This window comes from Aeromonas sp. QDB63, assembly GCF_027707425.1.
Taxonomy (GTDB): Bacteria; Pseudomonadota; Gammaproteobacteria; order Enterobacterales; family Aeromonadaceae; genus Aeromonas; species Aeromonas caviae.
The window spans coordinates 15,653-32,776 of record NZ_JAPCIS010000023.1; the positions used below are offsets into that span (position 1 = coordinate 15,653).

The 17,124-nt window shown below is 63.8% G+C and carries 17 protein-coding genes; 8 read left to right on the forward strand and 9 right to left on the reverse strand.

The annotated features are described in order from the left end of the window. Window positions 1-98: 98 nt before the first annotated feature. Complete coding sequence (locus PG879_RS14235; protein WP_048208292.1) at window positions 99-941, reverse strand: lytic transglycosylase domain-containing protein; 843 nt, start codon at window positions 939-941, stop codon at window positions 99-101. Between the two features lie 311 nt (window positions 942-1,252). On the opposite strand from PG879_RS14235, the gene PG879_RS14240 reads away from it, so the two are divergent. The 3 genes from PG879_RS14240 to PG879_RS14250 are packed head-to-tail and all read left to right on the forward strand — an operon-like array spanning window position 1,253 to window position 4,030. After that, window positions 1,253-1,993: a glycosyltransferase family 2 protein gene (locus PG879_RS14240; RefSeq protein ID WP_210600390.1), complete on the forward strand. Its 741-nt coding sequence runs from the start codon at window positions 1,253-1,255 to the stop codon at window positions 1,991-1,993. After that, complete coding sequence (locus tag PG879_RS14245) at window positions 1,993-2,352, forward strand: lipid-A-disaccharide synthase N-terminal domain-containing protein (RefSeq protein WP_210600392.1); 360 nt, start codon at window positions 1,993-1,995, stop codon at window positions 2,350-2,352. Before PG879_RS14240 ends, PG879_RS14245 begins: the two co-directional genes overlap by 1 nt. Continuing rightward, entirely contained in the window at window positions 2,342-4,030 is a 1,689-nt protein-coding gene (locus PG879_RS14250; protein WP_210600394.1) for an ArnT family glycosyltransferase, read from the forward strand. Before PG879_RS14245 ends, PG879_RS14250 begins: the two co-directional genes overlap by 11 nt. A gap of 41 nt (window positions 4,031-4,071) precedes the next feature. On the opposite strand, the gene PG879_RS14255 is transcribed toward PG879_RS14250, so the two are convergent. Both PG879_RS14255 and PG879_RS14260 read right to left on the reverse strand, forming a co-directional pair. Then, window positions 4,072-5,070 (reverse strand): NAD-dependent epimerase, encoded by a 999-nt coding sequence (locus PG879_RS14255; RefSeq protein WP_202015623.1) that lies wholly within the window; start codon window positions 5,068-5,070, stop codon window positions 4,072-4,074. Further along, entirely contained in the window at window positions 5,067-6,416 is a 1,350-nt protein-coding gene (locus PG879_RS14260; RefSeq protein ID WP_270830347.1) for a UDP-glucose dehydrogenase family protein, read from the reverse strand. The genes PG879_RS14255 and PG879_RS14260 overlap by 4 nt, the downstream gene beginning before the upstream one ends. A 292-nt stretch (window positions 6,417-6,708) precedes the next feature. Here PG879_RS14260 and PG879_RS14265 point away from each other — a divergent pair, with 292 nt between their 5' ends. Next, window positions 6,709-7,317 carry a YitT family protein gene (locus tag PG879_RS14265; protein WP_039040037.1) on the forward strand — a complete coding sequence of 203 codons (609 nt, stop codon included), beginning with the start codon at window positions 6,709-6,711 and terminating at the stop codon, window positions 7,315-7,317. Between the two features lie 96 nt (window positions 7,318-7,413). Here PG879_RS14265 and PG879_RS14270 read toward each other — a convergent pair whose 3' ends face one another. Genes PG879_RS14270 through PG879_RS14280 form a run of 3 tightly spaced genes read right to left on the reverse strand, consistent with a single transcriptional unit; the run spans window position 7,414 to window position 10,094 of the window. After that, the gene (locus PG879_RS14270) at window positions 7,414-8,205 is read right to left on the reverse strand and encodes a heme ABC transporter ATP-binding protein (protein ID WP_042864344.1); all 792 of its coding nucleotides are present in this window, start codon (window positions 8,203-8,205) and stop codon (window positions 7,414-7,416) included. Window positions 8,206-8,220: 15 nt separating this feature from the next. Beyond that, window positions 8,221-9,252, reverse strand: coding sequence for a FecCD family ABC transporter permease (locus tag PG879_RS14275; protein WP_164882007.1), 1,032 nt, complete (start codon window positions 9,250-9,252; stop codon window positions 8,221-8,223). Next, the gene (locus tag PG879_RS14280; RefSeq protein ID WP_103260746.1) at window positions 9,249-10,094 is read right to left on the reverse strand and encodes a heme/hemin ABC transporter substrate-binding protein; all 846 of its coding nucleotides are present in this window, start codon (window positions 10,092-10,094) and stop codon (window positions 9,249-9,251) included. The genes PG879_RS14275 and PG879_RS14280 overlap by 4 nt, the downstream gene beginning before the upstream one ends. Before the next feature lie 167 nt (window positions 10,095-10,261). Here PG879_RS14280 and hutX point away from each other — a divergent pair, with 167 nt between their 5' ends. Further along, window positions 10,262-10,774, forward strand: coding sequence for a heme utilization cystosolic carrier protein HutX (hutX, locus tag PG879_RS14285; RefSeq protein WP_042881286.1), 513 nt, complete (start codon window positions 10,262-10,264; stop codon window positions 10,772-10,774). Then, window positions 10,771-11,328: a heme utilization protein HutZ gene (hutZ, locus tag PG879_RS14290; protein ID WP_010673228.1), complete on the forward strand. Its 558-nt coding sequence runs from the start codon at window positions 10,771-10,773 to the stop codon at window positions 11,326-11,328. The genes hutX and hutZ overlap by 4 nt, the downstream gene beginning before the upstream one ends. A gap of 65 nt (window positions 11,329-11,393) precedes the next feature. Here the strand turns inward: hutZ and PG879_RS14295 are convergent, their stop codons facing one another. The 3 genes from PG879_RS14295 to PG879_RS14305 are packed head-to-tail and all read right to left on the reverse strand — an operon-like array spanning window position 11,394 to window position 13,375. Beyond that, window positions 11,394-11,801, reverse strand: coding sequence for a hypothetical protein (locus PG879_RS14295; protein ID WP_010673229.1), 408 nt, complete (start codon window positions 11,799-11,801; stop codon window positions 11,394-11,396). A 39-nt stretch (window positions 11,802-11,840) separates the two neighbouring features. Next, window positions 11,841-12,392, reverse strand: coding sequence for a cysteine hydrolase family protein (locus tag PG879_RS14300; protein WP_048208276.1), 552 nt, complete (start codon window positions 12,390-12,392; stop codon window positions 11,841-11,843). A gap of 14 nt (window positions 12,393-12,406) precedes the next feature. Further along, window positions 12,407-13,375, reverse strand: coding sequence for a ChaN family lipoprotein (locus tag PG879_RS14305; protein WP_210600397.1), 969 nt, complete (start codon window positions 13,373-13,375; stop codon window positions 12,407-12,409). 196 nt (window positions 13,376-13,571) lie between these two features. On the opposite strand from PG879_RS14305, the gene PG879_RS14310 reads away from it, so the two are divergent. Both PG879_RS14310 and PG879_RS14315 read left to right on the forward strand, forming a co-directional pair. Beyond that, a complete protein-coding gene (locus PG879_RS14310; RefSeq protein ID WP_210600399.1) occupies window positions 13,572-15,665 on the forward strand; it encodes a TonB-dependent hemoglobin/transferrin/lactoferrin family receptor in 2,094 nt (697 codons plus the stop codon). Window positions 15,666-15,926: 261 nt separating this feature from the next. Then, window positions 15,927-17,069 (forward strand): 3-phenylpropionate MFS transporter, encoded by a 1,143-nt coding sequence (locus tag PG879_RS14315; RefSeq protein WP_210600401.1) that lies wholly within the window; start codon window positions 15,927-15,929, stop codon window positions 17,067-17,069. Window positions 17,070-17,124 lie beyond the last annotated feature (55 nt).

Consider the following 17,124-nt stretch of genomic DNA (forward strand, 5'->3'; position numbering starts at 1 on the left):
CCCGTCGATTGTAAACCAATGGGAGAGGGGCGGCAAAGCCGGGCGCCGCAGGCCGGGACGGCCGACAGGCGCGAGGGAAGAGGGGCAACCGGGTAAGCTCAGCGCGGTGAGTTGCGGCGGGCCGGTTTGTCAGGATCCTGCCCCGAGTAGTAGAGCACCCGCTGCACATACTCCTGGGTTTCCTGATAGGGCGGCACACCGCCGTGGCGCAGCACGGCCTGCTCCCCGGCGTTGTAGGCGGCGCTGATCCTCACCCAGTCCGGACCGAACTGCTTCTCCAGCCACTTCAGGTAGATCATGGCACCACGGATGTTCTGCTGGGCATCGAACGGCCGGGTCACGCCGAAGCGGGCCTGGGTTTCGGGAATGAGCTGCATGACGCCCTGCGCCTGCTTGGGGGAGACGGCGGTACTGTTCAGATTGGATTCGGCGATGGCGATGGCCAGGGCGAGTTGAGGGTCCACTTTGTGACGCTGGGCGGCCTGGCGGATCATGACGGCCAGCTTTTGCTTGGCCTGTGACTGTCTGGCCAGGTAGCGCTCCTGATCGAAGGGGGTACTGGGGCGCACCCAGGGGGCTCCGCCACCGCCTCCAATGCCGCAGGTACCCAGGGGCGCATTGCCGACCCGCTCGTTGTAGTAACGGGCGGCTTGCTGGTTGCCAAGGCGCATGGCCATGGCCAGGTAGGCGTTGGCGCTGCGGGCATTGCGGATCCCCTGGGGGCCGCGGGCCAGCAGGCGGCCGATGCGGTAATAGGCTTCCGGGTTGCCAAGGTTGGCGGCGGTGCAGTAGTGGGCGATGGCCTGCCGCGGATTGCCCTGTTCCATGGCGGCGCCCTGGCGCAGTGCGCTCATGGCCTTGGGGGCCTGACGAAAGGGATCTGCGTGGGAAGTGGTGGCGAGCAGTATCAGGAGTCCCCAGCCCCAGAGTCGTTTTTTCATGGAAACCTCGTCGTTGGTATCCGCAACATATAGGCCCGATCCGGGGAGGGACGCCAGCCAGCAGATGGAACATCTGGTTATGTGGGTGAGCGGCAGAGATGAAAACGGTATGGAACTTTTGGTGCAGAGGAGAGGCGGTATGGCTCCCGGGTCAGTGACTGCTTTGATAGATTTGTTAATTGAAGTTCAATATGCTGACACAGTTGTTTTCTAACGCCTTGTATTTGCATGATGTCAGCCAGGCCTCGATGCAATGTCGTCGGGTCTGCCGGGTGAATCGATAGCGCCTCTGATGAGGGCAGGATGTGCATATGGTCGAATCGGTCGATATCTCTGTCGTGGTACCCGCCAAGGATGAGCGGGACAATCTGGCCCCGCTTGTCGGCGAAATAGATGCCGCCCTTGGGGGCAGGTTCGAGTACGAACTTATCTATGTGGACGATGGCAGTGTGGACGACAGCCATGTGGTGCTGCGCGATTTGCAGACGCGTTTCACCAGGCTGAGGGTGCTGTGCCATGTCCATGCCGTGGGCCAGAGCATGGCGGTGCTGAGCGGTGTGCGCCACGGGCGTGGCGACTGGCTGGTGGTACTCGACGGCGATGGTCAGAACGATCCCGCCGACATTCCCGCCATGCTGGAGGAGGCGATGCGCCGCTACCAGAGCGATCCATACCAGGTGGGCCTCATCGGCCACAGGGTCAACCGCCGTGACGACTGGGTCAAGCGCCTCTCTTCAAAGCTGGCCAACGGCTTTCGCGATCTGCTGCTGCGCGACGGCATTCCGGATACCGGCTGCGGGCTCAAGGTGGTGCGTCGCGACTGGTATCTGAAACTGCCCGCCTTCAATCACATGCACCGCTACATCCCCGCGCTGATCCAGGCACAAGGGGGGCGCATGGCGCCCTGGCCGGTCAACCACAGGCCACGCCAGGCGGGCATCTCCAAATACGGGGTCTGGAACCGGCTCTGGGTCGGGCTGGTGGACGTGGTCGGGGTCTGGTGGTTGCTGCGCCGATCCAAGGTGGTTGAAATCCGGGAGATGCTGGAGTGATGGACACCTGGCTGTCTACCCCCATCGACTGGCTGGACTGGACCGGGGTGCATGTCACCGGCTGGAAGCTGATCGGCTACACAGGGGCGCTGATGTTCGGCGGACGCTGGCTGGTGCAGTTTCTGGCGTCCAGGCGGGCGGGACGACCCGTCATCCCGCGCCTGTTCTGGTACATGAGCGTGCTCGGCAGCCTGATGACGCTCAGTTACTTCACCTTCTCTCCCAAGCAGGACTCCGTCGGCGTGCTGCAAAACCTCTTCCCCACCTTCACCGCACTCTACAGCCTCTATCTCGATATCCAGCATCGGGGCTGGCGGCGGGACAAGGCAGTGACCGGGGAGGCCCGTCATGGTGAGTGATCGCACCCTGCTCAATCAGACGTCCCTTGGCTGGTTGCTGCTGATCGCGCTGGTGGTGCTGGGGGCCGGGCTGGGTCTGCGGGATCCCTGGCCGGCGGACGAGCCGCGCTTCGCCCTGATCGCCCGGGAGATGGTGGAGAGTGGCCAGTGGCTCTTCCCCATGCGCGGCGGGGAGCTCTATCCGGACAAGCCGCCGCTGTTTATGTGGGGGATCGCGATCGGTTATGTGTTGACTGGCTCTATCAAGGTGGCCTTTCTGCTGCCCTCCCTGCTGTCTGGCTTGCTGACCATCTTGCTGGTGTGGGATCTGGGGCGCCGCCTGTGGGATCCGGCGACGGGATTTCTGGCGGGCTTGCTGCTGCTCTTTACCGTCCAGTTCACCCTGCAGGCCAAGACGGCGCAGATCGACGGCCTGGTCACCTTCTTCATCACCCTCGGTCTCTATGGTTTTCTGCGCTTCCTCCTCTGCGGTGGCGGGTGGCGCTGGTACTGGCTCGGCTGGTTTGCCGCGGGGCTTGGCGTCATCACCAAGGGGGTGGGAGTACTGGCCCTGCTGGTGCTGCTTCCCGCGCTCTGGACCCACAGGGCACAAATCCGCGCCGCGCCTTTGTCAGCCTGGCTGAAGGCCCTGCTCGGGCCGCTGGCCATGGCCCTGGCGATGGGCCTCTGGCTGGTCCCCATGCTGGAGGCCGTGACCCGAAGCGGAGATCCCCTCCTGCTGGCCTACAGAGACAACATACTGCTGCGCCAGACGGTGACTCGCTATACCAGCGCCTGGCACCACGTCAAACCCTTCTGGTACTACCTCACCTCGGTGATCCCGCCGTTCTGGCTGCCGCTCTCCCTGCTGCTGCCCTGGCTGGTGGTGGCCTGGCGGCGCGCCATCCGGGCGCAGGACAGGCGTATCCTGCTGCTGCTGGGTTATCTGGTGCTGGTGGTGCTGTTTTTCTCCTGCTCGCCGGGCAAGCGGGGCGTCTACATCACACCCGGTACGCCCGCCCTGGCGCTCCTTACCGCACCCTTCATCGGCACCCTGCTGGTCCGGGTCTGGCCGGGGCGACTGCTGGCCGGGCTCGGCTGGCTGCTGGGGGGGGCAGGGCTGGTGGGGGCTCTGGTGCTGGCATTTAGCGACAGAGTGGCCAGCCGTCTGGGGGAACTGGGGCCGGATCCCTGGCTTCCCCTGCTGGTGCTGGGGGGATCCTTGCTGCTGATCAATGCCTGGCTTCGCCGGGCGCCACTGACCGCCATTCTCAGCTCCCTGGCGGTGGGGTGGTTGATCTACTCCTGCTGGATCAGCGTGCGCCTCAACGAGGTGCGCACCCCTCAGGCAGTCATGGCATTGGCGGCGCAGAAGGTGCCTGCGGGGGATGAACTGCTGCTGGCGGGATTCAAGGAGCAGCATCTGCTGTTTAGCCTGCAACCAGTGAAACATTACCCTTATCTGATGGGGGACGGGGAGCAGGCCCGGGAAGCTGCCGCCTGGATAGGGGCTGCCCCCGGGCGCTGGGTACTGGGGAGCGCCGACCTGATGGTGAGGTGTTTTGACCCCGCGAAGATGGAAAACCTCGGCAACCGTCACCGCACCGACTGGCTGCTGGCAGGCCCGCAGGCCCTCAAACCCGCCTGTCGTGGGCTCTCCCCCACCATGGTGCCCTTCAGCTATACCCCTTCATCCTGAGCGCAGGGTCTGAGCCAGGGGACCCTGCCACCTCGTTTGGCTCAGACCCGGTAGTAGTCCCGATACCAGCGGACAAAGCTGTCTACACCTTCCTTGAGCCCGATACGGGGGCGATAGCCCGTGGCGTCGAACAGCGAGCGGGTGTCGGCCCAGGTGGCGAGCACGTCGCCGGGCTGCATGGGCAGCATGTTGCGGATGGCCCGTTTGCCGAGGGCCGACTCGATGGCATCCACGAAGTCCAGCAGCCTGACCGGGCTGCCGTTGCCGATGTTGAAGAGGCGATAGGGGGCCGGGCTGGCGTCCGGGGCTCCCTGCCAGTGGGCATCGCCCGCGGGGGGGCTGTCTGAGATGCGCACTACCCCCTCGACGATGTCGTCGACATGGGTGAAATCCCGGCTGAGCTGGCCCTGGTTGTAGAGGTCGATGGGGTCGCCGTTCAGGATGGCGTGTACGAACTTGAACAGGGCCATGTCGGGCCGACCCCAGGGGCCGTAGACGGTGAAAAAGCGCAGCCCGGTGGTGGGCAGGCCGTAGAGATGGGAGTAGGAGTGGGCCATCAGCTCCCCCGCCTTCTTGCTCGCCGCATAGAGGGAGACGGGATGATCCGCCCCATCGGACGGTTTGAACGGCATCTGTTCGTTCAGCCCGTAGACCGAGCTGGAGGAGGCATAGACCAGATGCTGCACTCGGGTCTGGCGACACCCCTCCAGCACGGTGAGGTGGCCGGTGAGGTTGCTGTCGGCGTAGGCGAAGGGGTTGTCCAGGGAGTAGCGCACCCCGGCCTGGGCCCCCAGATGGATCACCCGGTCAAACTGCTCGCGGGCAAAGAGCGAAGCCATGGCCGCGCGGTCCGCGAGATCGGTGCGCTCGAAGCGAAAGCCGGGCAGAGGCGTGAGCAGGGCGAGGCGCGCCTCCTTGAGACTCACCGCGTAGTAGTCGTTGAGGTTGTCTATCCCCACCACCTGATGGCCGTCGCCACAGAGCCTGCACGCCACATGAAATCCGATAAACCCGGCGGCGCCGGTGACGAGGTACTTCATCGCTCCTCCTGATGAGCCAGGCTGTCGCCACGGCCGATGGCATAGTAGGTGAAACCGCGCTGGCGTAGACGGGCCGGATCATAGAGGTTGCGGCCGTCGAAGATGATGGCCTGCTTCAGGGTCTGGCGAAGCAGGTCGAAATCCGGTGCGCGGAACTGTTGCCACTCGGTGCAGACGAGCAGGGCATCGGCCCCCTGAAGGGCGGCTTCCTGGGTGTCGCACAGGAGCAAATCTGCCCGCTGGCTATAGAGGCGGGCGGCCTCGGTCATGGCCTCGGGGTCGAACGCCTGCACCTTGCCTCCTGCCGCCCAGATCGCCTCCATCAGCACCCTGCTCGGGGCTTCGCGCATGTCGTCGGTATTGGGTTTGAAGGCGAGTCCCCATAACGCGAAGGTGCGCCCCGACAGACTGGCACCAAAATGGTGGTGCAGCCGGGTCATGAGCCTGTGCTTCTGCGCCTCGTTGACCTGCTCCACCGAGCGCAGCAGGGGGGTCTCGCACCCCGCCTCCTTCGCGGTGTGGATCAGCGCCCTGACATCCTTGGGGAAGCAGGATCCGCCATAACCGCAGCCTGGGTAGATGAAGTGGTGGCCGATGCGCGGATCGGCACCGATACCCTTGCGCACCTCCTCGATGTCGGCGCCCAGGGCTTCGGCCAGGGTGGCCATCTCGTTCATGAAGGAGATGCGGGTCGCCAGCATGGCGTTGGCGGCGTACTTGGTCAGTTCGGCGCTGCGTGCATCCATCCGCAGGATGCGGTCTCGCTTGCGGTTGAAGGGGGCGTAGAGCTTCTCCAGCAGGGAGAAGGCGTGATCGGAGTCGGTGCCGATGATGATGCGATCCGGCCGCAGGCAGTCGGCGACGGCGACGCCCTCCTTGAGAAATTCGGGGTTGGAGACCACGTCGAGCGGAAGGTCGAGACCACGGTCGGCGAGGCGCTCCGCAATGTGTCGCCGTACCCGGCTGGCGGTGCCGACAGGCACAGTGCTCTTGTTGACCACCACCTTGCCCCCTTGCATCAGGCGGCCTATGGTGTCCGCCACCGTCATTACCTGATGGAGGTCGGCAGACCCGTCCTCGTCCGGCGGCGTTCCGACCGCGATGAAGATAAGCTCGGCAAACTCCACCGCCCGGGCCGGGTCTGTGGTGAAGATCAGGCGACCGGCCTGATGGTTGCGCTGCACCAGGGGGGCGAGACCGGGCTCGAAGAGGGGAATGCGCCCCTCTTTCAGGCCCGCGACCTTGTCGGCATCCACATCCACGCAGGCCACCTTGTGACCCATCTCCGCCAGTACGGCGGCCTGAACCAACCCGACATAACCTATTCCGAATACGGTGACTCTCATCCGCTGTTGTTCCGCTGGCAGTGACAAGCGACTCATTCTAGAACGATTCGGGCGCGGGGGCAGCGGCCCGTTTCAGGTTTTTCAGCATCAGGCCGGCGGTGAGTGTGGGACATTTTGGTGCAAGGATTGTAACGCCTGGATGACGCGCACCATTTTGGCGCGTGAAGGGCGGGACTTGTGATCCATCTCACTCAAATTGGAGACTGTCGGCATAACGAAGCCCCGGTTAACGGGGCTCGCTCCGCCCGACGGGCGGCCAACACTCTCTTGCTTCGCGACTGGATACCTGGTTATGGACAACACTTCACGCTCTGCGCACCCGCTCTATGAGGATGTGCTCGCCTTGCTGACCGCAGCAGGCTTCGTTTCCCTCGGCATCTTCCTGTTCCATCAGGTCGGCCTGCTCACCGGTGGCACCGCCGGCCTGGCGCTGCTGCTGCAACAGGTGACCGGCATCAGCTTCGGCCTGCTGTTCTTCGCCATGAACCTGCCTTTCTATGCCCTGGCCTGGCTCAGAATGGGGCCGCGTTTCACCCTCAATACCTTTGCCGCCGTGGCCACCGTCTCCTTCATGACGGATCACCTCAACGCCGTGCTGCAAATCGGCAAGATCGAACCCGTCTATGCGGCGCTGATCGGCGGCACCCTGATCGGCATGGGGCTGCTCATCATGTTCCGCCACAAGGCGAGCCTGGGGGGCTTCAACATCCTGGCGCTCTTCATTCAGGACAGATGGGGTGTGCGGGCAGGCAAGCTGCAAATGGGGCTGGATTGCGCCATCGTGGTCGCCTCTTTCTTCGTGGTCTCCCCCTGGCTGCTGGCGCTTTCCGTGGTGGCAGCCATCATCTGTAATCTGGTGTTGACACTCAATCACAAGCCGGGGCGCTACCAGATAGCCTGATGTGCCCAGGGGATTGCCCTGCTGGTCAGCCCAGGGCTGGATACCGCAAAAAGACAGAGCGCCTGATGGCGCTCTGTTGCTATCTGCCCCTGGGGGTCACACCACCATGGGGACGCCGCTCTCGGGGTGGTGGATCACCTGTGCGGGGTAGTCGTAGAGTCGCGCGATGAGCGCCGGGGTCAGCACCTCGCCTGCGCTGCCGTCAGCCATCAGCCTGCCCTGCTCCAGCATCACCAGCCTATCGGCGTAGCGGGCTGCCAGATTGAGGTCGTGCAACACCACCAGCACGGCGGTGTTGCGACCGGCCAGCGCCCGGGCCATGGCGAGCAACTGGTGCTGGTATTTGAGATCCAGCGCCGAGGTGGGCTCGTCCAGCAGCAGCAGCCGCGCTTGCTGCGGTTCCTCCGGGGCCTGCCAGATCTGGGCCAGCACCCGGGCGAACTGCACCCGTTGACGCTCCCCGCCGGAGAGGCCGGGATAGAGGCGGTTCGCCAGATGGTCGACCCCGGCGTGGGTCATGGCGGCGCGGACAATCTCGTCGCGCCGGCTGGCAGGCTCGCTGTGGGGCAGCCGGCCCATGGCCACCACCTCTTCGCACAGGAAGGGGAAGCTCAAGGAGGAGCTTTGCGGCAGCACACCGACCCGGTGGGCCAGAGCGTTGCCGGCCCACCCCCTGCGGGTCTGGCCGAACAGGTGGATCTCCCCTTCATGTTCCAGCTCGCCGGTCAGGCACTTGAGCAGCGAGCTTTTGCCCGCCCCGTTGGGGCCGAGCAGGGCGGTCAGGCTGCCGGCATGCAGGTCGAGATCCAGGCTGTCCAGGATAAGCCGGTTGCCGCGACTGAGGCGAAGGCCCCGGCAACTGAGCAGGGGGGAGGGGGATCCGGGCAAGGTGGCGATCTCCTGTTACAGGGTTCGGCGGCTCTTGACCAAGAGCCAGATGAAGAAGGGGGCACCCAGCAGGGCGGTGATGATGCCGACGGGCAGCTCGGCCGGAGCGAGCAGGGTGCGTGCCAGCATGTCGGCCCCCAGCAGCAGGCCAGCCCCCAACAGGGCAGACAGCGGCAACAGGCGGACATGGTTGGGACCGGCCAGCAGCCGTACCAGATGGGGAACCACCAGGCCGACAAAGCCGATCATGCCCGCCACGGCCACCGCCACGCCGACACCGGCAGCGGTGAGCAGGATGAGGCGACGCTTCAGTGTCTGCACGCTCACCCCCAGATGCCGTGCTTCTCCTTCTCCCAGCAGCAGGGCGTTGAGGGGATTGGCATCGCGCATGAACAGCAGCAGCAAAGCGGCCAGGGTCAGCAGCGCCAGCGTCACATCGACCGGCTTGCCTGCCGCCAGGGAGCCCATCTGCCACAGGCTCAGGTTGCGCAGCATCTGATCGTCGGCGAGATAGGTGAGCAGTCCGATGACGGCGCCGGAGAGCGCCGTGATGGCCACCCCGGCCAGCAGCATCACGGTGACCGAGGTGCCCCCTTCCCGGGTACCCAGCAGATAGACGAGGGTGGTGGTGAGGGCTCCGCCGAGAAAGGCGAGCAGGGGCAGCAACCCCAGGCCGAGCAGGCTCTGCAGGTGCGAGCCCAACGGGGCGAGCAGCACGATGGCCAGGGCCGCGCCGAGTGCCGCCCCCCCCGACACCCCTATGATGCCGGGGTCTGCCAGGGGGTTGCGAAACAGTCCCTGCATCACGGCGCCGCAGAGGCCGAGAATGCCCCCCACGGCGATGCAGAGCAGGGTTCGTGGCAGACGAATCTCCTGCACGATCAATAATTTGTGAGCCTCAATCCCGCTCTGTGGTCCGGCAAACAGGGCGCGCAGGCTCTCACCAAGGGAGAGGGACATGGGGCCGGTCGCGAGGGACCCGACCAGCAGCAACGCCAGCGCGCAGCCGGTCAGGGCGAGCAGCCAGGGCAGAGGCAGGCGCATCAGGAACCCTGCTTGATCCACTGGGCGATCTGGTTCGCCTGTTGCAAGGAACGAAGGCTGAGGCCCCCTTGCAGGGCATGTCCGTCGATGGCGTGGATAGCCTTGTTCTTGCCTGCCGGGGTGGCTGACAGGGCGGGCACCTGACTCAGGACGGCGTCGGGATCCTGATACTGCTGCCAGTCGCGGCCGCTCACCAGCACCAGATCAGGTTGCAGCTCGATGAGGGATTCGGTGGAGACGGGCTTGTAGTCGTGGAGCCCAGCCACCGGATTGACGCCGCCCGCCAGGGTGACGAGGGCGCTGGCGGTGGTGTTGCCACCGGCGATGCTGGTGGGCTGACCCTTGTGCAACAGCAGGAAGGCGACCTTGAGGGGCTTGTTCTGCTTCGCCTGCGCCGCCAGGGTATCGCTCTGGGCGGCAATCTCCTCCTTGAGCTTGCTCCCTGCCGCCTGGTCACCCAGGAGATGGGCCAGGGTGTCGATACGCTCGTTGAGGTTGGCCAGCGTAGGGGCTGTGGCCATGACCTCGACCTTGACGTTGGCACGGCGCAACTGATCAAGCGTGCTGTTCGGGCCCATCTCGTCGCTGCCGACCACCAGGGTCGGAGAGAGACTCAGGATCCCTTCGGCGGCGAGGGCACGGTGATAGCCGACCTTGGGCACGCCTCTGGGCTCCGGACTGCTGACATCGGTGGCGACCAGGCTCTGCTCGCCCCCCAGTGCCAGGATGAGTTCCGTGGTGGCCGGGCCTATGCTGACGATACGCTCCCCCGCCATGACGGATGGGGAAGAGAGGGAAAGGGCACAGCCGAGCAGGCTGAATGCGAGGGCAAAACGACGGCCCATGCGAACCTCCGAAGGGTGAATGAAATAGGGTTGCCGCCGAGAATATCAAGTCGTCCATCAAAATGCACTGAGAATGAAAGCGATTATCAATTGCGTTAATTGAGGTGCTTTATTACAGTATCCGCCGCGACACCGAGCACCATCGCCAGATCATCCAGGGAGAACCGATGAGCATTGCACAACGCATTCACGCGCTGCTGGAGCAAGACCCGAGCGCCCACCCGTCCACCCTCGCCACCGAGCTGGCCGTCAGCGAGTGGGAGGTGGTACGCCATCTGCCTGCCGCCCTGATGACGCAAGTGCCGGCCGGGGAGGCCGAAGCCCTGCTGGCGAACCTGGCCAGCTGGGGTCAGGTGACCACCATCGTCGAATCCGATGGCTCCATCTTCGAAGTGAAGGCTCCCTTCCCCAAGGGCAAGAACGCGCGCGGCTACTACAACCTGATGGGGCGGGACGGGGAGCTGCACGGCCACCTCAAGCTCGACAACGTGGCGGGCATCGCCCTGGTTAGCAAGCTCTTCATGGGCAAGGAGGGGCACTCCTTCCAGTTCTTCGGCCACAGTGGCCGCTGCATTTTCAAGATCTACCTGGGCCGGGACGAGCAGCGTCAACTGCTGCCTGAGCAGGTGGAGCGTTTCATGGCCCTGCGCCGTCAGTATCAAGAGGAAGTGAAAGCATGAGTGAACGTCAGGAGCGCCTGCAAAACCGCCTGCAACCGGAGATCCGCGAGTTCCGCGACGGTTGCCGTACCCTGCAGCTCGCCACTGTGGATGGCGAAGGCAACCCCAATGCCAGCTATGCCCCCTTCGTGCTGCAGGAAGATGGATACTATGTGCTCATCTCCGAGATAGCTCGCCACGCCCGCAACCTGCAACAGGTGCCCAAGGTATCGCTGATGCTGATCGAGGACGAAACCGGTGCCCGCGAGCTGTTTGCCCGCAAGCGTCTGACCTTCGATGCGGTCGCCGAGGTGGTGGCCCGCGACGACGCACGCTGGGAGAAGGCCGTTGCGGCGTTGGAAGGGCGCTTCGGCGAGATAGTCAAAGGGCTCTCCAACCTCAAGGACTTCGTGCTGTTTAGGCTCAAGCCCGAGCAGGGACTGTTCGTCAAGGGATTCGGTCAGGCATTCCGTGTCTCCGGCGACGAGCTGGTGGACTTCGTTCACCTGGTGGAAGGGCACAAACGCATCGACAACGGCGCCGAGCTGACCAGCCCGGCGGATGAACCCGTTTGAGGGGACTATCAGCGAGATGAGAAAACGGGCAGCCTGGGCTGCCCGTTTTGTTGTTATGTCCCGGGTTACTCCTGCCAGCCTGCCTGGTTGGGGAAGGCATCGCGATCGGCCTGGCTGGCGCTCTCGTTGCATTCCCCGCGGATCTTCCAGGAGGTCTGGCTGAGGACGATATAGCCGCTTCGGCAATACTTGCGCGTGGCCAGCATCTGGGTGAGCTGCTCGTCCTGCAGGGCTTCCCGGCGTTCCAGCAGGCTCTTGTCGCGGCGGCTCAGCCGGTTGTCATCTCCCTCCTGCAACCGGGTGGGCAGGACGTCGAGAGGGGCGGCCTCGAAGGTGAAGCGCTTGCTCCCGTCGTCGCTGATATGGGTGTGGAACAGGGGGGCCGGGCCATCGGGTGCTGCCCCCGGCAAGCCGGAGCAGGCGGTGAGCGCCGGTAACAGCAGCGTGAGGGCAACGGCAGAGAGTAGACGCACACAAGACTCCAATCGGGTGTTCACATCAGGACGGGCAGCTTAACACGCCCGCTCGGGTTGAATGGTGGCCAGCAGCTCATCCGTCGTGAGCAGGGTCACGCTTCTGCCTTGAGGCAGGCTCAGATGCCGCCACATGAAGTGGTGGTGCTGGATGATCTGCTCCGCACTCAGGTGCGGCCTGTCCGCCGTGGTATGGGCGTCGGTCACCGCAAAGGCGTCAAAGCCCCTGGCGGCGGCGCTGCGCAACGTGGTATCGACGCAAAAGTCGGTGGCACAGCCGCAGATGAGCAGTCTGTCTACCGACTGCTCTGCCAGCAGGAAGCCGAGCTCGGTGTCGAGGAAGCTGTCACAGGCGGTCTTGCGCACCCGGCTGTCGTGGGGAGACGGGGTCAGATCGGCGTGCAGTTGCCAGCCTGCACTGCCAGGTTCCAGCTCGGAACCCGGTTCGTCGTGTTGCACATAGATGACCCGTCCGTGTTGGCCCCGCACGCGATCGGCCAGACGATTGATGTTGGCGATGACCTGGGCATCCTGATGGCGGGGGTTATCGAACAACCCCTGTTGCATGTCGACGACGAGTAACACATCCATATGAAATCCTTGGGCTATTTTGAGGGTTGCAACCATTGGCTGCAGTCACGGCTTCGGGATTGATGCAGTGCGCCCATATCTTGCTTCATTTCCTTTGCATTTAGCCAGCGTTCCGGCAGGGGAGCGATGCGGACCCTGACATCGGCGTCTCTCCCGGGGTCTGTCTCGTCACCGGTTTGCGGCACGATGAGTGCCACCTTGAGTGCCGGATTGCGGCTGGCGATGCGACTGGCGATCCCGAGTCCCCCCTCCACGTGAAAGTTGCCTGCGATATGCATGATGCGCCTGCCGGGATGCTTGCCCAGATAATCCACCATGCTTTCGGCCATGGTGTCGTCCCAGCTGGTCTGGGCGGCGAAGCGACGGGCATTGCCGTCCGCATCCCCATGGTGCATGGAGGCCATGAACTTCTGGCGGTAGCCGTCATCCCCCAGAGTCAGCTCGCGGGCAATCTGGCTGCGGCGATTGGCCGGCAGTTTGTCGAGCCAGGCCGGTCCCTCCTGACCGACGCAGCTCACCAGGGGTTTGGGGGCATTGGCGGCGATCACTGGCAGGTGTTGCGCCTTGGCGAACTCCACCAGAGGGCGGTAATCACTCTGGTAGTTGGGCCAGGCATGGCCATCTCGAATGAGGGCCGATTCGCCGATGCGTCCGGCCAGGTAGGCATCCAGCACCGGCTGATCGGCGCGGCTGAACTGCTCCATGGAGAGCACCAGGGCCCGGCCATCGGCTTGCGACATCTCGTCAAGCCCTGCCAGCAGACGGGCCTGCAACAGATGGATGGCCGGGTGAGTGTGAAGCTCCCCCACCAGCACGATGTCGGCATCCGCCACCCGGGCCACCGCCTGCTCGAAGGTCAGCGCCTGCCCCTGGGCCGTATCGAGCTGTGCGTGATAGAGGGTCTCGGGTGGGGTGTTCTGCGGCGTGGTGGCGCAGGCGGCCAGCAGCAGGGGCAGGGCGAGCAGGGGGAGTCGTCGGATCATGGTTACTCATTCAAGAAACAGGAGGATGGGAAAAGGCTGCACCATGGGATGGCGGCATGGCGAGCAAAAAGTGGCGCCAGTGTAAGGGGGAATGATGACAAAGTGAAATGAGAATGATTCACTTTATTATTGATCTTTGTCTATGGCGGGGTAATATGCCTTCCGCTTGATAATAATTCTCAATAAGGACTTTGCAGTGGCGCACAACAACACCCCCTCCCTGATAGCCCTCGCCGTGGCGGCCGGGCTGATCTCCCCCGCTTTCGCCGCAGACAAGAAAGCCGATGAAGTCATGGTCGTCAGCGGCTCACGGATGGAACAGAAGCTGGAAGATGTTTCCGGTCCCATCGCCGTCATTACCTCGGAGCAGATTGAAGAGCAGGTCGTCAGCAACGTCGCCGATCTGTTCCGCTATGAGCCCGGGGTGAGCGTGCAGGGAGGCGCAGGAGATGCCCAGACCTTCACCATTCGCGGCATGAGCGAAAACCGGGTCAAGGTGGTGCAGGACGGTGTGCGCCAGAGCGATGCCTACAAGAATGGCGGCGTGGGTCAGACCTACTTCGACACCGACATGATCAAGCAGGTGGAAGTGGCCAAAGGGCCTGCCTCTGCCGCTTACGGTTCCGATGCTCTGGGAGGCGTCATTGCCATCACCACCAAGGATGCTGGCGACTTCCTCAAGGGTCGCGACAGCTATCTGGATGCGACCACGGGTTATGCCTCCAGCAGCCACCAGAGAATGGCCGGCATCACGGGGGCGCTGCGCACCGGGGAAGTCGAGAACCTGCTGCGCTACACCTGGCGCGATGGCGGTGTCACCCAGAATTATGACGGCGACAAGAACGAGTTCGACATCGTCAGCCAGGCCGTGCTGTTCAAGAGCAAGTGGAATCTCTCCGATGATCAGTTCCTGAAACTGACGGTGGATTACTTCACCGAGGGGCAGGATCCGGATGCCATCGATCTGACCAAGGCGGGCTCCGTCTTCAACCAGCCCATTACCGACAAGGAGACCGACAACCTCTCCCTGGTACTGGATCATGGCCTCACCCTGAACGCCCCCTGGGCGGATCGCGTGGACAGCAAGATCTACTACAGCCGCGCCAAGCAGACCCTGGATCAGTACGCTTCGTCCAAGTATCCGGTCATGCCGGGCAACCCCTATGTGACCAAGAACTCCCTGGATCACAACGGTTTCGAGCAGGAGAGCCTGGGCGCCCAGGTGAAGTTCAACAAGGCGCTCGCCAGCCAGCGTCTGGCCTGGGGCCTGGAATACGAGCATACCGACAACGAGCGCACCCGCTTCAAGGGGCCGACCGTTCCGGGTGACTTCGTTGGCTACAACGAGCTGAGCTTCCCCTCCACCACCAGCGAGCGCAGTGCGCTCTGGGCCTTTGACGAGATCAAGTTCGGCGAGCGTTGGGTGCTGACCCCGGGCGTGCGTTACGACTACTACAAGATGACCCCGGACGAGGATCCCGCCTACACCGGCGAGAACATGAAGAAGATCTCCGAAGGGGAGTTCTCTCCCAAGCTGGGGCTGGTGTTCAAGGCGCACGAGGCGGCGAACCTGTTCGCCCAGTACAGCCACGGCTTCAAGGCGCCCATGTATGACAACGCCTTCTCCACCCTGAACCACCAGGCGTATGGCTATCGCATCGAGCCCAACCCGAACCTCAAGCCAGAGAGCAGCGACGGCATCGATCTGGGGGTGCGCGGCAGCCGTGGCGGGTTCAGCTATGAAGTGGCCACCTTCTACAACAAGTTCGACGACTTCATCGAGCTGACGGCCGTGGGCACCGAAGGCCGTACCGCCCTCTATCAGTACCAGAACCTGGACAAGGCGACCACCAAGGGGGCCGAGGCCAAGGCGGACTACTGGTTGAACGAGCTGGTCAACGTCTGGGGCAACCTGGCCTACATCGAGGGCAAGGATGGCGAGGGCAACTACATCAACAGCCTGAGCCCCCTGAACGGCAGCGTCGGGGTGCGTCTGGAGCAGCCGAACTGGAACATCAACACCGCATTGCGCTTTGCCGACGACATGGACAAGGTGGGCAAGGATGCACGAGGCAACGACAACATCAAGAGCGCAGGCTGGGGCGTGGTGGATCTCTATGCCCAGTTCAAGCCGGTGCAGGACCTGCAGCTCAACGTGGGGGTATTCAACCTGTTTGACAAGGAGTACGTGAGCTACGAGAGCATCACCGGCCTTGCCGCCACCGCGGATACCAGCAAGCAGACCGAGCCTGGCCGCAACCTCAGTGCACGGGTCAAGTACGTGTTCTGATGGTCGTCGACCAGCATGAAGGAAAAGGGGCCCTCGGGCCCCTTTTGTCATGAAGGTCGGCGTCTGCAAAAAAGAAACCCGCCAGGGGCGGGTGGAAGGATTGCAACACTCATCAGGAAGCGGTGTTACCCAATAGACAGGGGGATGTGACAAAGGTTCAACTTTATTGATATTTATGGTTTTTATCTGTCATGCCGCCTGGGGATCCCCGTCCCGAAATCGGTTATCATTTGTGCCCCTTGTCATGCAGCCCGAGCCTCTATGCCCGCGTTCTCCTGGTTAGCCCTGTTTTTTGGCGCCTTCTACTTCGTTTATGGCGCCTACCTGCCGTTCTGGTCGCTCTGGCTGGAAGGCATCGGGGTGAGTACTGAACAGATAGGGCTGTTGCTGGGGGTGGGCATGGCCATCCGCTTTGCCGGCAACCTGATGGTGATGGGGCGAGTCAAGGGGGCCGGCCAGTTGCTGCCCGTCACCCGGCTGCTCTGTCTGCTGAGTCTGCTGGCCTTCCTCGGTTTCTATCTGGGCCACAGCCTCTGGTGGCTGGTGGTGCTGACCCTCGCGGCCAACTTCATCTACCCGACCCTGATGCCCATGGGAGAGGCGCTTGCCACCCGCATGGTGGTTCAGACCCACCTCGACTACGGCAAGGTGCGGCTGTGCGGCTCCTTTGCCTTTATCGTCGCCTCCACCCTGGTGGGGGCCCTGGTGGGCAACTTTGGCAGCGACTGGGTGCTGCACACCATGGTGGCCGGGTTGCTGATCATGCTGGGGCTCAGCCTGCTGCCGCTGCGACCCGCCCCCCAGGAGCTGCAAGGGGAGCGGGCCAAGGCCTCGCTGCTCGTCACGCTCAGGTCGGCCCCGGTGCGCCGCTTCCTGCTCATCACCGCCCTGCTGCAGGGGAGCCACGCGGCCTACTACGGTTTCAGCGCCATCTACTGGAAGAGCGCCGGCTACAGCGGCACCCTGATCGGGTATCTCTGGGCTCTGGGAGTAGTGGCGGAGATCGCCATGTTCGCCGCGGACAAGCGCTTCCTCCAGCGCTTCGGCGCCCAGACCCTGTTTCTGGTAGGGGCCCTTGGCTGCGTGGTGCGCTGGGTGCTGCTCGGCAGTTCTACCGACCTGGCGGTGCTGGTGCTCGGCCAGCTGCTGCACGGGGTCACCTTCTGCGTCAGTCACCTCGGCGCCATCCGCTTCATGACCCGCCAGTTGCCCGCGGAGCAGCAGATCCCCACCCAGGCGCTCTATGCGGCCCTGGGCCTTGGCATGACGGTGGCGGCCCTGATGGCGATCTGCGGCGTGCTGTTCGAGCCGCTGGGAGGCGGCATCTTCTTTATCATGGTGCTGGTAGTGCTGCCGGTCTTCGTGTTGCGGCTGCGTGAAGAGAGCCCTGAACAGGGCCGATGACACAGGTCTGCCGGTCTCTGGCGCGGCAGGCCTCCGACTTATCTGGACAAGGGAA

Bases quoted from the DNA above. Each gene is read 5' to 3' on its own strand.
- PG879_RS14280 (WP_103260746.1), bottom strand. From the start codon at position 10,094: ATGGGCCGTCGTTTTGCCCTCGCATTCAGCCTGCTCGGCTGTGCCCTT.
- PG879_RS14245 (WP_210600392.1), top strand. From the start codon at position 1,993: ATGGACACCTGGCTGTCTACCCCCATCGACTGGCTGGACTGGACCGGG.
- PG879_RS14315 (WP_210600401.1), top strand. From the start codon at position 15,927: ATGCCCGCGTTCTCCTGGTTAGCCCTGTTTTTTGGCGCCTTCTACTTC.
- PG879_RS14240 (WP_210600390.1), top strand. From the start codon at position 1,253: ATGGTCGAATCGGTCGATATCTCTGTCGTGGTACCCGCCAAGGATGAG.
- PG879_RS14255 (WP_202015623.1), bottom strand. From the start codon at position 5,070: ATGAAGTACCTCGTCACCGGCGCCGCCGGGTTTATCGGATTTCATGTG.
- PG879_RS14265 (WP_039040037.1), top strand. From the start codon at position 6,709: ATGGACAACACTTCACGCTCTGCGCACCCGCTCTATGAGGATGTGCTC.
- hutZ (WP_010673228.1), top strand. From the start codon at position 10,771: ATGAGTGAACGTCAGGAGCGCCTGCAAAACCGCCTGCAACCGGAGATC.
- PG879_RS14305 (WP_210600397.1), bottom strand. From the start codon at position 13,375: ATGATCCGACGACTCCCCCTGCTCGCCCTGCCCCTGCTGCTGGCCGCC.
- hutX (WP_042881286.1), top strand. From the start codon at position 10,262: ATGAGCATTGCACAACGCATTCACGCGCTGCTGGAGCAAGACCCGAGC.
- PG879_RS14235 (WP_048208292.1), bottom strand. From the start codon at position 941: ATGAAAAAACGACTCTGGGGCTGGGGACTCCTGATACTGCTCGCCACC.
- PG879_RS14260 (WP_270830347.1), bottom strand. From the start codon at position 6,416: ATGAGAGTCACCGTATTCGGAATAGGTTATGTCGGGTTGGTTCAGGCC.
- PG879_RS14300 (WP_048208276.1), bottom strand. From the start codon at position 12,392: ATGGATGTGTTACTCGTCGTCGACATGCAACAGGGGTTGTTCGATAAC.
- PG879_RS14250 (WP_210600394.1), top strand. From the start codon at position 2,342: ATGGTGAGTGATCGCACCCTGCTCAATCAGACGTCCCTTGGCTGGTTG.